The 12,907-nt window shown below is 65.3% G+C and carries 11 protein-coding genes and 1 pseudogene; 6 read left to right on the top strand and 6 right to left on the bottom strand.

The window, feature by feature from the left end; translation table 11 throughout:
- Positions 1-133, bottom strand: a pseudogene (locus CMN27_RS12470) (flagellin FliC); the annotation flags it as partial.
- Between the two features lie 303 nt (positions 134-436).
- Between CMN27_RS12470 and CMN27_RS12475 the strand changes: the two are divergent.
- Together CMN27_RS12475 and CMN27_RS12480 are read left to right on the top strand one after the other, a co-directional pair.
- Entirely contained in the window at positions 437-1,147 is a 711-nt protein-coding gene (locus CMN27_RS12475; RefSeq protein WP_293626879.1) for an RNA polymerase sigma factor FliA, read from the top strand.
- A 661-nt stretch (positions 1,148-1,808) separates the two neighbouring features.
- Complete coding sequence (locus tag CMN27_RS12480; RefSeq protein WP_293626880.1) at positions 1,809-3,518, top strand: methyl-accepting chemotaxis protein; 1,710 nt, start codon at positions 1,809-1,811, stop codon at positions 3,516-3,518.
- A 146-nt stretch (positions 3,519-3,664) separates the two neighbouring features.
- Here CMN27_RS12480 and CMN27_RS12485 read toward each other — a convergent pair whose 3' ends face one another.
- Complete coding sequence (locus CMN27_RS12485) at positions 3,665-4,852, bottom strand: MFS transporter (protein ID WP_293626881.1); 1,188 nt, start codon at positions 4,850-4,852, stop codon at positions 3,665-3,667.
- Positions 4,853-5,084: 232 nt separating this feature from the next.
- Between CMN27_RS12485 and pyk the strand changes: the two genes are divergently transcribed.
- The 4 genes from pyk (at position 5,085) to CMN27_RS12505 (ending at position 9,201) form a co-directional block, all read left to right on the top strand.
- Positions 5,085-6,506 carry a pyruvate kinase gene (gene pyk / locus CMN27_RS12490; RefSeq protein ID WP_293626882.1) on the top strand — a complete coding sequence of 474 codons (1,422 nt, stop codon included), beginning with the start codon at positions 5,085-5,087 and terminating at the stop codon, positions 6,504-6,506.
- Between the two features lie 75 nt (positions 6,507-6,581).
- Entirely contained in the window at positions 6,582-7,664 is a 1,083-nt protein-coding gene (locus CMN27_RS12495; RefSeq protein WP_293626883.1) for a hypothetical protein, read from the top strand.
- Positions 7,661-8,257, top strand: a complete 597-nt coding sequence (locus CMN27_RS12500) for a Maf family protein (RefSeq protein ID WP_293626885.1) — start codon at positions 7,661-7,663, stop codon at positions 8,255-8,257. Before CMN27_RS12495 ends, CMN27_RS12500 begins: the two co-directional genes overlap by 4 nt.
- On the top strand, positions 8,254-9,201 hold the full coding sequence (locus tag CMN27_RS12505; protein WP_293626887.1) for a bile acid:sodium symporter family protein: 948 nt from the start codon (positions 8,254-8,256) through the stop codon (positions 9,199-9,201). The genes CMN27_RS12500 and CMN27_RS12505 overlap by 4 nt, the downstream gene beginning before the upstream one ends.
- Here CMN27_RS12505 and CMN27_RS12510 read toward each other — a convergent pair.
- The 4 genes from CMN27_RS12510 to CMN27_RS12525 form a co-directional block, all read right to left on the bottom strand.
- A complete protein-coding gene (locus CMN27_RS12510; RefSeq protein WP_293626889.1) occupies positions 9,198-10,340 on the bottom strand; it encodes an alpha/beta fold hydrolase in 1,143 nt (380 codons plus the stop codon). The two genes, CMN27_RS12505 and CMN27_RS12510, sit on opposite strands and share 4 nt — an antisense overlap.
- Positions 10,341-10,405: 65 nt before the next feature.
- Positions 10,406-11,068, bottom strand: a complete 663-nt coding sequence (msrA, locus tag CMN27_RS12515) for a peptide-methionine (S)-S-oxide reductase MsrA (protein WP_293626891.1) — start codon at positions 11,066-11,068, stop codon at positions 10,406-10,408.
- Between the two features lie 60 nt (positions 11,069-11,128).
- Positions 11,129-12,463 (bottom strand): MFS transporter, encoded by a 1,335-nt coding sequence (locus CMN27_RS12520; RefSeq protein WP_293626893.1) that lies wholly within the window; start codon positions 12,461-12,463, stop codon positions 11,129-11,131.
- Positions 12,464-12,485: 22 nt separating this feature from the next.
- The gene (locus tag CMN27_RS12525) at positions 12,486-12,860 is read right to left on the bottom strand and encodes a gamma-glutamylcyclotransferase family protein (RefSeq protein WP_293626895.1); all 375 of its coding nucleotides are present in this window, start codon (positions 12,858-12,860) and stop codon (positions 12,486-12,488) included.
- Positions 12,861-12,907 lie beyond the last annotated feature (47 nt).

A 12,907-nucleotide genomic window follows, 5' to 3' on the forward strand; every position in this document is an offset into this window, starting at 1 on the left:
CATCGTCCTTGGCGGAATTGATCTTGCTGCCCGAGGACAGACGCTCGATGGCGCTGTTCAGGGTCTTCTGCGAAGAGTTGAGGTTCTGCTGGGCGGTCAGCGACAGCGTATTGGTGTTGATCACGAATGACATGGCGATTTCCTGAGCGTTAGGTGAAAGACGGCGGCTTGCCGGTTGCGGCCGCAAATCGCCGCTGGGGTACATATCGTCGCGCCGTTATTAATCTTTAATCCCAGACATTGGTACTTTTCGGTTGGCGTGGGGCCGTCTTTCCGGGCCGTCGCACTCACGCTATTCGTCGAGAAGGGGCCGAAACCTGCGCTTAATTCGCCAATCGCCGGCTATTGCCAGCGCCTAAGATTGCCTGCATCGGAAAACCAACCGCGTTGGACGTGCCATGCGTAGCCAGCGGTTGACCATTCAGGCGCATCACCTATGTATACGGCTCAAGGCAAGATCGATCGGTCCCAGGCGGTGGAACAATACCTGCCGCTGGTCAGGCGCCATGCGTTGTCGCTGCAGGTGCGCCTGCCGTCGAGCGTCGAGCTCGACGATCTGATTCAGGCCGGCATGGTCGGTCTGCTGGACGCCTTCAATCGCTTCGATGCCTCCCAGGGGGCCTCGTTCGCGACCTATGCCTCCCAGCGTGTGAAAGGCACGATGATCGACGAGCTGCGCAGCCGCGACTGGCTGCCGCGTAGCGTGCGTCGCGCCAGCCGCGACGTCGATCGCGCCATCCAGCGGCTCGAGCACAGGCATGGCCGCCATGCCACCGATCGCGAGATCGCCGAAGAGCTCGATATGCCGATCGAGGAGTACCACCGTCTGCTGCACGACGTGAACAACGGCTTCATCGAAGTATTCGAGGAAAGCGGGACCGAAGAAACGGCCGCTTCCGTGATCTCAGCCGATGTCGAGACCTCCACCAACCCGCTCGACGCGCTGCTTGCCTTTGGCGACCGCGAGCAGCTGGCCGAAGCGATCGACGAACTGCCCGAGCGCGAAAAACTGTTGCTCGGTCTCTATTATCAGGAAGACCTCAACCTCAAGGAAATCGGCGTGGTGCTGGGGGTGAGCGAATCCCGCGTCTGCCAGTTGCATAGCCAGGCCGTATCGCGCCTGCGTGCGATGTTGACGGAGCAATAGCGCCGTATCGACCCACTGGGCACGGCTTTTATATCTATATATAAGCGTGCCCGGCAGCCACCGGCTATGCCAACGCATGGGTCGTGTGCGGTAGCCGATCAGCCTGTACGGGCAGGTGTGCTACCGCGATGAGGGCGTCGCCCGCCGGATTGCAGCATGACAGTTGTGGCGAGCGTGCCAGAGGCGCCGGTTCAAATCGTCCGAGCCGAAATGCACCGCTCTGCTGCATTCTTGCAGTTTGCTGCGGGCCTTCACCCCAGCGATCGCCCCCGCTGTTCATGCGACGCGGGCCCGCGAGACCTACCTTGAGCCGTGGTCGCCCCATGCGGCCGTTCACAGCAAGCGCTTCGAACGCAGGTTTTATTCGCGTCGTGCCCCCTGCGTATTGCTGTTCCGACCCGCCGCGACGCCGGTGTTATCCAATAGTCGTATTGTCGTCGGCGAACGACAATAAAACGTCGCAAGCGATTCAAGCCATCCCCTATCGCGCCGATAGGTCCCCGGGGTAAAGGTCAACACGCGGGCGCTCTCGGACCCCATCTGGTCGCGCCTGTGTCGTTGTTCCATCCATTAATGAGACGACTTCGGGCAATGCCGCTGCCTACCACTGTCGTAGCGACATCTGCCGCAGCGTCTCGCGCACATTACAGGCGTACTTGCGATGAAAAAGAGTGTGAAGGGGAAACTGGGGCTGGGTTTTGGTGTGATTACCATTCTGGTCGTGGCGCTGGGCGGCTTTGCCCTCTACAGCAACAGCCAGGTATCGGCCGTCACGGATCGAATCTATTCCAAGAACATGAAAGGCCTCATCGAGGTCAATGCGCTCATCGATACGTTCAACACAATGCGTGGCGACGTGCAGAAGGCGTTGCTTTTCAACGATGACGGCGCCGAGCTGGCGCAGTCGATCGACGCCGATATTGCCAAAATCACAGAACTTTGGAACGGCTATTATCCGGCGTTGCTGACCGGGCCGGAAGAAAAAGCCAAGGCCGATCAGGCCGCCGCCAAGTTCAAGGAATTCGCGCAGGTTGTGCAGACCATCACCGAGCCGATGCAGACCGGCCAGGCCTATGAAGCGCAGGCGCTCTATGCGGTCGATGTGGAGCCGGGCTTCGATGCGTTGATCGGCTACATGGATGAGCTGGCCGAATATCAGGTGGCACGTGCAGGCGTGTTCTTTGCCAACGGCCAGGCCACCCAGGCCACGAGCCGCAACATCATCATCGCAACCCTGGTCGCGGTCGTGCTTCTGACCGTGGTGACCATGGTGCTGCTTACGCGCATGATCACCCGTCCGCTGGATCAGGCACGCGGGCTGGTCGACGCAATCGCCCAGGGCCGTCTGTCGAACGACGTGCACAACCCCTACAAGGATGAATTCGGTTCGATGCTAGCCGGGCTGAAGAACATGCAGGCCAAGCTGTCCGAAATCGTCTCAAACGTGCGTCAAGGGTCCGAATCGGTCAGCGTCGGGGCAGGCCAGATCGCCTCGGGCAACGACGAGCTCAGCAGCCGCACCCAGGAACAGGCCGCCAACCTCGAAGAAACCGCGGCCTCGATGGAGCAGATGACCTCCACGGTCAAGCAGAACGCCGACAACGCAGCCCAGGCCGATCAGCTGGCCCGCGGTGTACGCACCCAGGCCAGCGAAGGCGGCGAAGTGGTCGCCCGTGCGGTGGCGGCGATGCAGGAAATCGATGCCTCCAGCCGCAAGATCAGCGAGATCGTGGGCTTGATCGACGACATCGCCTTCCAGACCAATCTGCTGGCGCTCAACGCCTCGGTCGAGGCGGCCCGGGCCGGCGAGCAGGGACGTGGCTTCGCGGTCGTGGCCTCGGAAGTGCGTAATCTGGCCAGCCGCAGCGCCGCGGCCGCCAAGGACATCAAGTCTCTGGTCGAAGACAGTGCCGCCAAGGTGGCCGATGGCTCGGCGCAGGTCGCGCTGTCCGGCAAGACGCTCGACGGCATCGTCGAAAGCGTGCACAAGGTCGGCGACATTATCGCCGAGATCGCGGCGGCCAGCAGCGAGCAGTCCAGCGGTATCGAACAGGTCAACCTGGCCGTGTCGCAGATGGACAGCATGACGCAGCAGAACGCGTCGCTGGTGGAACAGTCGGCCGCGGCCAGCCGCTCGCTGGAGGAGCAGGCCGAATCGCTCAAGCGTCAGGTCGCGTTCTTCACGCTCAGCGGGGATGCCCGAACCGTCGCATCCGTACCCGCGGTCAGCACGGCGAAAACAGCCACGCCCGTGGCCGCTGCGAGTGCCGCGCCGGCCCCCGCCCCGGCCAAACCTGCAGCGCCGGCAGCGCACAAGACGCCGGTCAAGGACGATATCGATATCGACGACGGCGACTGGGCGACGTTCTAGGCCTCGGCCGCACGCCATCCGCCTTCAGTTTGAAGCCCCGTTTCGACGGGGCTTCTTTTTGGGGGCATGGGTGGAGGCTGATCCGTATCTCGTCGGCCGCCGTTGCATGGGCCAGCCGCGCCTCCAGGGGTGGCTAACCCTCTCATTCAAGCCTCGGGCGATCGCGCCGCGTCGGTACGAGTACGCGTCGTCCAGGCCAGCGGCAGCACCGCCGTATTGAACACCAGAAAGACGACGACCACCGCATAGGGCGAGGCCCAGGCGTCGGCCGCTGCGCCGGCGGCGATCGGGGCGACAAAACCCAGCACATAGCCCACCGCGAGCATGCCCGCAGCCAGCGCGCCGGCTGCGTCGGCGTCGCGCAGCAGTGGCGGCAGTGCGGTGAGTACGATCAGTTGCAGCGCCGCGGTCAGGCTCAACAGCGCGGCCGCGGGGTAGAGCACGACCAGCCCGTCGGCAAGCAGCAGGGCCAGCAGGCCGGCGATATGCGCGCTGCAGGTCATCGCAAGCAGCCGCGGTATGCGCAGCACCGGGCGAACGGCTGGAACCAGCGCAAGCGAGGTCAGCAGCTGGGCGAGATTGAATACGAACAGCATGGTGGCCAGATGGTCGCCCTGGCCCTTGTGTTCGAGCAGCGCGCCCATATAGGCGTTGAGGCCGAAGAAGGTGGCCGCCGTCGCGCCCAGCAGCAGTCCGAAACGCCAGAGCAGCGCATCCTTGTAGGAAGGCAGACCGCGAATGCGGCGGGTCGAACGCCTGCCGTACAGGCGCGGTGCCAGCACAAGCGGGCATAAGACGATAGCCGGCAGCGAGAACCAGAACAGTGCGGCCCGCCAGTCGCCATCCACGGCAGGCAAGAGGATCGGCAGCGTCAGGCCAGCGCCCACGAACTCCCCGAGCATCATGCCGTTGATATAGATCGCGGCACCGAGGGCGATGAACGACGGGCACCAGCGGCCGACCAGCGCCGGCAGCGCCGGTTGCATGGCCGCGATACCCAGGCCCATGGCCGCGGTCAGACCTAGTAGCACTGCGATATCCGGGGCGAGGGCGCGCAGCATGGAAGCGGTCGCCGTCAATAAAAGCGCGGCGATCAGCGTGTTGCGGGCGCCGTAGCGGCCGATCAGCCAGGCCGCGGGCAAGGCCCCGAGGCCAAGCATGAATACGGGCAAGGTCGTGAGCGCACCCAGCGCGGTCTGGCCAAAAGCCAGGTCGTTCTGGATACGCTCGCCGAGCGGCGCGGCGATCAGAATCGGCGCACGCATATAAACGCCGGCCAGCCAGAGCAGCAGCAGGATGCCGGCACGGCGCAGCAGTTCGATCGGCGACAGCATGGGTGGTACGGGCGTGAATGGGCGCCCGAGTCTAGGGCCTGCCGGCGTCTGGTACGAGGGCTGTGTTGGCGCGGCGGGCGGCCGCGACGCTATTTAAAATCAAGGACGGATCGCCGGCCTTGATTTTTGATCGCGTTGAAAACGGCTGACAGAGTCAGCTGTTCTGGTGCCGGGTTATGATTTTCCTACACTGTCATGCGGTCCATACAGGCGCTGTGCTAGCGTTCGAGCCATGAAACGCAAAACCAAGATCGTTGCCACCCTCGGCCCGGCGTCGGATTCGCCGGATGTACTCTCGAAGCTGCTCTCGGCGGGGGTCAACGTCGTACGAATCAATTTCTCACACGGCCAGGCCGAGGATCATCGCGAGCGCGTGCGCCGCGTGCGCGAAGCCGCCGCCCAGCTTCAGCTGCCGGTGGCCGTACTCGCCGATCTGCAGGGGCCGAAGATTCGTATCGAATCCTTCGCGGATGGTGCGGTGGAGCTGGAAACCGGCCAGCACTTCACCCTGGATACCCGCATGGCCGCCGACGCCGGCACGCGCGAGGCCGTGGCGATTCACTACGAGCCGCTGCTGGCCGACGTCAGGGCCGGCAGCCAGCTGCTGATCAACGACGGCGCGATCTCGCTGGCGGTGGATGCCGTGGACGACCACCGTATCCAGTGCACCGTCGAGGTCGGCGGCAAGCTTTCGGGGCGCAAGGGCGTCAATCTGCGCGGCGGCGGGCTGTCGGCCGGCGGGCTCACGGAAAAGGATTTCGAGGATATTCACGTCGCCGCCGAGCTGGACGTCGACTATCTGGCCGTCTCCTTCGTGCGCAGCGCGGCCGATCTGCACGAGGCACGCCAACGCCTGGAAGCCGCCGGCGGCAAGGCCCGGCTATGCGCCAAGATCGAACGCGCGGAAGCGATTGCTGCGCTCGACGAAATCATCGAGGCCAGCGACGCGGTCATGGTCGCGCGCGGCGATCTGGGCGTGGAAATCGGCGACCCGGAGCTGCCCGGCGTACAGAAACGCATCATCGCGACCGCCCGGGAAATGAATCGCCTGGTGATCACGGCCACGCAGATGATGGAATCGATGATCGAAAACCCGATTCCCACCCGTGCCGAGGTCCTGGACGTCGCCAATGCCACGCTCGACGGCACCGATGCAGTCATGCTGTCCGCCGAAACCGCAGTGGGCCGCTATCCGGTACAGACCGTGGCCGCGATGGCCAAGATATGTATCGGTGCAGAGCGCGAGGCCACGGCCGATCGCCCGGCCAGCGGGCTGGCGGCGCATTTCCAGCGCACCGACGAGGCCATCGCCATGGCCACGATGTATACCGCGCGCCATATGCATGCCGATGCCATCATCGCGCTGACCGAATCGGGTACCACGGCGCTGCTGATGTCGCGTCAGGACACGCATATCCCCATTTTTGCACTCACCCAGTATCCGGCCTCCGAGCGTTATCTGGCCCTGTGTCGCAACGTCTTTCCGGTGGCGTTTTCGCCGTCCGAGCTCAACGGCGTGGTGCCGGTGGATGAAGCCGTGGCCTGCCTGCGTACGCGCGGGGATCTGGAAAGCGGCGACCGGGTGCTGGTCACCAAGGGCGATTTCACCGGCCCGGGCGGCACCAACGCCATGAAGATCATCACGGTCGATTAACGACAGATGGCGTGGGCATCGGCGCACAGCGCCGGTGACCGTTAGAATGCGGCGACCGACCGCCAGACAAGACCCATGGATTTTCACGACGTACTGACCCTGCGTGCCGGGCATGGCGCGCGTGCCGTGCTCGAAAAACAGGGCCTGAACCCGGGCCAGATCGGGGCCATGGCCGGCGCGGCCGGCGGGCCGAAATGGCTCATCCTCTCGGCGCTGGATCAATATCTGTTTTCCGACTGGCTGCATCGCGACGGTGCCGCACAGCCGGTCGATCTGGTGGGGTCTTCGATCGGCGCCTGGCGCTTCGCCGCCGCCTGCCACCGTAACAACCCGGCCGCGGCGATCGCGCGGCTGGAAACGGCCTATCTGGACCAGTTCTATAGCGCCAAGCCGGACCGCGATGAAATCAGCGCCACCGTGCGGGCCATTCTGGACACGTTTCTCACCGATGAGGTACGCGACGGCATACTCGGCCACCCGCGTTTTCGTCTGCACGTACTGACCGTGCGTTCACGCGCGCTCACCCGAAGCGAAGCACGGGCAGCGCTCATGTTCGGCTCCGGCCTCGGCGCGCTGGGCAACGCGGTCTCCCGCCACAGCCTGCGCTGGTTTTTCGAGCGCGTGGTGTTTTCGCGGACACCGGGCGGTTTGCACTGGGCCGATACGCACCTCGGTGCGCACGGCGTCGAACTCAACGCAGCCAACGTGCGTGATGCGGTCTATGCCAGCGGCAACGTGCCGCTCGTGATGCGTGGCGTGGTCGATCCGGCCGGTGCGCCGCCGGGGGTTTATCGCGATGGCGGTATCGTTGACTACCATATCGACCAGCCGTTGCTGAGCGCGGATGCGCCGGCCCCGCTCGTGCTCATGCCGCACTACGACGAACGCCTGGTGCCCGGCTGGTTCGACAAGAGCCTGCCCTGGCGGCGCCCGCGCCATGCCGCAAATACGCTGCTCATCGGCCCCGGCCCCGCGCTACGTGACCGGCTGGTCGATCGCAAGGTGCCCGATCGCAAGGATTTCTATCGCTATGCCGGGAAAGACGATGCGCGGCTGGCAGCCTGGCAGCAGGCCATCGATGCGGGTCGACTGATGCGCGATGCCTTCATCGAGTTCGCAGCCAGTGACGAACCGGCCCGCTACGTGAAACCGCTATGACGCGACGACTGATTCTGGCCTCGGCCTCGCCCCAGCGCGCCAAGCTGCTCGACCAGCTCGGGGTCGCGCATGTCGCGATCGCCGCCGATATCGACGAAACGCCGCGGCCGGGCGAAAGCGCCGAAGCCCTGGCCGAACGCCTGGCGCGCGGCAAGGCCCAGTCTCTGGACCAGACGTTGAACGAGCGCTATGGCGACGACGCCGTGCTCGGCTCGGATACGGTCGTCGCGCTCGGTGATCGGCTCTATGGCAAGCCGGCCGACGATGCCGAGGCCGAATCGATGCTGGCCTCGCTATCCGGTACCACGCATCGGGTGGTCAGCGGGGTGGCGCTATGCGTGGACGGGCACTGCGTATCGCGTATCAGCACGAGCGCGGTCACGATGCGCGAAACCACGCGCGCCGAGCGCGCAGCCTATATCGCCAGCGGCGAGCCCATGGGCAAGGCCGGCGGCTATGCCATCCAGGGCCGGGGGGCGATTTTCATCGCCCGGCTCGACGGCAGTTATTCCAGCGTGATGGGCCTGCCCCTGTATGAAACCGCGGCCCTGCTCGACGAGGCCGGCTTCGATTTGCTTGGCGCCTTGTCGTGACGACGCCATCGCCTGCCCGTATCGCGGCCGTTTTTCCGCTGGTCGCCGGCGTGCTTGCGGTCGTGGCCTATCTGGCGCCCGGGGCGTTTGTGGCCGGTAAGCCGGCGATCGTGCCGCTGCTGGTGGTCATCATGTTCGGCATGGGACTGACCCTGACGCCGGCGGATTTCTCGCGGGCGATCACGCGCTGGCCGGTGGTGTTGCTGGGAGTGGTGCTGCAGTTCGGGCTCATGCCGTTGGCGGCATGGGCCATCGCGAATGCGCTGGCCCTCGATGCGCCTTTAGCGCTCGGGCTGATACTCGTCGGAAGTGTGGCCGGCGGCACCGCCTCGAACGTGATCTGCTTTCTGGCCGGGGGCGACGTGGCGCTGTCGATCACGCTCACGAGTATCGCCACCCTGGTATCGGTCGTGGCCACGCCCTTGCTCACCTGGCTCTATGCCGACGCACAGCTGGGCGTACCGGTGGCATCGATGCTGTTCAGCATCGCCGAAATCGTGATCGTGCCGGTGGTGGCCGGCATGGCGATCAATCTATGGATTGGCGATCGCTGGCGCTCACGCGACGGCTGGTGTGCGCTCGGCTCTTCAATTGCCATTGCCGTGGTGATCGCGATCATCGTCGCCCTCAACGCCGATTCCATCGCGCGCATGGGGCTGGTCGTGTTGGCGGCGGTGGTATTGCACAACCTCATGGGCCTTGCGGCCGGCTATGGCTGCGCGCGGATTTTGACCGGCGATCGGCGTATCGCCCGTACCCTGGCCATTGAAGTGGGCATGCAGAATTCCGGCCTGGCGGTTGCGCTCGCGCAGCAGTATTTCTCGGCCGCCGCGGCGTTGCCGGGGGCCGTGTTCTCGGTCTGGCACAACGTCAGCGGTGCGCTGTTCGCGGCGGCCTGTGCGCGTCGCGCCCGGTACGGGCCGAACACGGCCGAAGCGGGCTAGTCCGAACGCCGGGCCAGCCAGCCGGCGGCCATGCGCCAGGTATGGGCCGGCGCATCGCTGCCGGCGAACACGCCGGCATGGCCGCCAGGGGCCAGCTCGAAGCGCCGGTCTGCGCTGGTGACCAGCGCCATGATGCGGCGCACGCTCGCGACCCCGACCAGCTGATCGGATTCGCCGGCGATGGCGAGCAGCGGGCAATCGATCCGGGCCAGGTCGGATTCGACCTCGCCCAGACGTACGGTGCCGCTGGCCAGGGCGTTGTCGATCCAGAGTTTAACCAGAAAATCCTGAACCAGGGTGCCGGGGTAGTCGAGCATGTCGCCCATCCAGCGGCCGAAGGTGGCATGGGTGGCCACGAAGTTGCGATCGCCCAGTCCGCGTAGCAGCGAAAGATAGGTGGTCAGGCTGCCGACGGGGTTGGTGAGCTTGAACGCCATGCCGTTGAGCCAGCCCGGCACGTGCATCAGCCGCGGGTCGATCTGGTGGACGCGCCATCGGGTATGGCGACGGATCAGGCGCGCGGGGCCGTTGAGCGCGCGCAGCGTACGCGCGGCCAGGGTGGCATCGTGCATGTCGATCGGGCTGGCGATGGTCACGATATTGCGAATGCCGTAATCGCGGCCCGTGCCGGCATAAATGAGGGTGAACAGCCCGCCCATGCAATAGGCCAGCAGCGATACATCCGGGCTGCCGCTATGCCCGCGAACCGCGGTGAGCGCATCGGGCAGCAGGCGCAGGGCATAGTCGCGTACGCCCAGATGGGCATCGTCGCGACCGGGCTCGCCCCAGTCGATGAGGTAGACGGCAAAACCACGGGCACGCAGGTAGCGCACCAGGCTGCGCTGGGGCAGCAGATCGAAGATGAGCGTGCTGGCTGCCAGCGGCGGCACCAGCACGACCGGTATGGCGTACTCGTGTTCGGCGACCGGCTCGACCCCGTCGCCGACCGGGATCTCGCGGTCTGCAAGCGGCGGGTAGTAGCGGACCGCCATCAGCCCCAAACGATGGATCACGCGATAGGGCGTGCGCTCGGCCTGGTAGAGGTCAGGATCCTTGCGCAGCCAGTCGCGACCGTTGGTCAAGGCCTCACGGGCGTTGGCCCGCACGGACTGCGCGTAGCGAAGAGCACGATCGAACATGGCGCGATTATGGCACGCCCACGAGTTTTCCAGCCCTGGTGCCCAGCGGCCATCGGCTGAGCCGCTCAGGAGTCGGGGCCACCCGCTTTGTCGCCCCAGCGTTTCTCCAGGGTCGCTGTACGCCGGCAGGAGTTCTTATAGAACTTATAGCGCAGGGAGTTCTTCTGGTAATAGTTCTGGTGGTATTCCTCGGCCGGGTAGAAGGTGGTGGCAGCCACGATCTCGGTCACGATCGGCGAGGGCGCGTCGGGGTCGTCCTGCAGGGCCTGCTTGGACTGTTCGGCGGTTTTCTTCTGGGCGTCGTTCACGTAGAAGATCTCGCTGCGATAGGAATCGCCACGATCGCAGAACTGCCCGCCGTCATCGGTCGGGTCGATGTTGTGCCAGAAGGTATCGAGAAGGTGCTCGTAATCCACCTGATCGGTTTTGTAGACCACCTTCACGGCTTCGGCATGGCCGCTGGTTTCGGCGGTGACGTCGCGATAGCTCGGGTCGGGTAGATGCCCGCCGGTATAGCCCGAGGTGGTCGAGACCACGCCCTCGACCTGATCGAAGGCTTCTTCCACACACCAGAAACAGCCACCGGCAAAGATCGCGACCCCTTCGTCGGTGCCCACATCCGGCTTGAAGGGCGCGTTCGGCGCGGGCGCTTCATTGGCGCCGGCCGAAGCAGAAAAGAAAAGCGCAAGGCTGGCAAGAACCAGAAGATAAATCGGCAGACGACGCATGGGCGACTCGATAGCGAATTCGATAGCCAGCTTACGTTGCCCCGGGCCGCAGCGATGCGTTCATTCGGTTTCCGGCAGAGCGATCGCCAGCGCTGCACCCGCGAACGCCGGAATACTCAAGGCGGCCACGGCCCAGGCGGCGCCGAGCAGGCCGACGAGTGCGACCAGTCCGCCGCCGGCCAGCAGAATGACGCCGATGGTGGTGTTGGCGACGGCCGTGAGCTGGGCGCGGTCCTCGCTGTTGCCCAGGTCGGTGAGATAGGTCTTGCGGCCCAGGCGTACGCCGGCATGCAGGCCGGCGAGTACGAAATAGCCGGCCGCGAACGGCCATACGCCGAGCGCGCTGCCCGCCTCCAGCCAGGCGAAAGCGGCCACCAGCAGATTGAGCACACCGGCCGCGATGCCGGTGATCATCAGCACCTGGCGCGAGGAACGATCCGAGAACCTGCCCCAGAACGGCGCCGATACCAGCGAGGCCAGCCCCGAGAGCGCCAAGAGAATGGCCAGATTGGCGATGGCCTCGCCGCCGCTCTCGCGTGCGAGCGTGGCGTAATAAGGTGCTGCCAGTGCGGTGGCCACCAGCAGCCCGCGTACGCCGATGAAGCGGGCAAACCCCGGCTTGCTGCGAATCAGGCCTAGGCTTTGCCAGGCGGTCTTGAGCGCATTGCCGCCGCCTTCGGTGGCGCCGGCATATTCGCGCAGGCTGGAAAAGACGATGGCAGCGAACAGCCAGGCGGCGCCCGCGATGGCCAGTAGCACGAGCAGGGGCGTGAGCGTGGCGTTGCCGATGGGTGTAAGCCAGAGCAGCAGGCCGAGCGCCATGGCGACCCCGCCGGCCGCGCTTGCGGCATAGCCCGACAGGGTGCCGCGCCGCGTCTTGGCGATGGTCTTGCCCTGGACATCCTTGTAGGACACCGAGCACACGCCGCGCCCGAGCGAAAACACCGCCAGCAACGCCAGAATCGCGGCCCCGGCCGGCATCGCTTCCAGGGTCAGGGCCACGGCGATCATGGCCACCACGCTCGCGCCCTGAATGGCCGCGCCGGCCACCCAGAACCATTTCCGGCGCGGCTTGGCCCGCATCCAGCCGGCCACGGCCAGCTGGGGTAGCAGCGCGAGCGATTCGCGGATCGGCACCAGCAGGCCGGTCATCCACACCGGCGCGCCGAGCGCGCCCATCAACCAGGGCAGCACCAGCTTGGGGCTGGCGATCAGGTCGCCGATCTTGTTGGCCAGCAGGGCGACCAGATGAATGAAGAAATTGGTGGGCTGTTCGCGACAGGCTTCGTCGGAGATGTCGCGGCATACCCGCGCATTCTCGTCGCCGGTCACCAGATCGTAGAGGTCGCGAATCGCGCCGCTTTCGGGCGTTGCTTGAGTTCGGGAATCGTTCACGGTCGTTGTCGTTCGTTGATTGTCAGTCGGGCGCGTCGCTGCGTTCGCGCAGATGCTTGCACCAGTCGCCGTGCTCGATCACCGGCCAGGCCGGATCGCGTGCGGCGATCCAGAGATAGATCCAGGCATCGCCGTAGGCAGTGGTCAGCTCGCGGCGGGTGTAGTGCACCGGGTAATCCTCCAGCCGGTCGAGGGCGGCGAAGGTATCGTCGTCCACCGAGAACACATCGCCCACGAGCGCGGTCCGGCCCTCGTCGAGAGCGGCCGGATAGGGCCCGGTATCGAGCAGGGTGAAGCGTGCTGGCGTGGTGTACGCGCCCCGATGCGTCGCGGTTGCCATGAAGTGATGATTGCGCTCGCCGGGGCGCAGCGTGCCGTAGACGAAAACCTGATGCATCGGTATGCGAAACGCGGAATGATGCAGGTATGCTAGTCGACATGGAT

The organism is Salinisphaera sp. (assembly GCF_002729955.1).
Taxonomy (GTDB): Bacteria; Pseudomonadota; Gammaproteobacteria; order Nevskiales; family Salinisphaeraceae; genus Salinisphaera.

What these genes read in the sequence shown, in the direction of transcription:
- CMN27_RS12495 (WP_293626883.1), top strand. Translation starts at nt 6,582, where the DNA reads ATGGATTTTCACGACGTACTGACCCTGCGTGCCGGGCATGGCGCGCGT.
- CMN27_RS12525 (WP_293626895.1), bottom strand. Translation starts at nt 12,860, where the DNA reads ATGCATCAGGTTTTCGTCTACGGCACGCTGCGCCCCGGCGAGCGCAAT.
- pyk (WP_293626882.1), top strand. Translation starts at nt 5,085, where the DNA reads ATGAAACGCAAAACCAAGATCGTTGCCACCCTCGGCCCGGCGTCGGAT.
- msrA (WP_293626891.1), bottom strand. Translation starts at nt 11,068, where the DNA reads ATGCGTCGTCTGCCGATTTATCTTCTGGTTCTTGCCAGCCTTGCGCTT.
- CMN27_RS12485 (WP_293626881.1), bottom strand. Translation starts at nt 4,852, where the DNA reads ATGCTGTCGCCGATCGAACTGCTGCGCCGTGCCGGCATCCTGCTGCTG.
- CMN27_RS12475 (WP_293626879.1), top strand. Translation starts at nt 437, where the DNA reads ATGTATACGGCTCAAGGCAAGATCGATCGGTCCCAGGCGGTGGAACAA.
- CMN27_RS12480 (WP_293626880.1), top strand. Translation starts at nt 1,809, where the DNA reads ATGAAAAAGAGTGTGAAGGGGAAACTGGGGCTGGGTTTTGGTGTGATT.
- CMN27_RS12500 (WP_293626885.1), top strand. Translation starts at nt 7,661, where the DNA reads ATGACGCGACGACTGATTCTGGCCTCGGCCTCGCCCCAGCGCGCCAAG.
- CMN27_RS12510 (WP_293626889.1), bottom strand. Translation starts at nt 10,340, where the DNA reads ATGTTCGATCGTGCTCTTCGCTACGCGCAGTCCGTGCGGGCCAACGCC.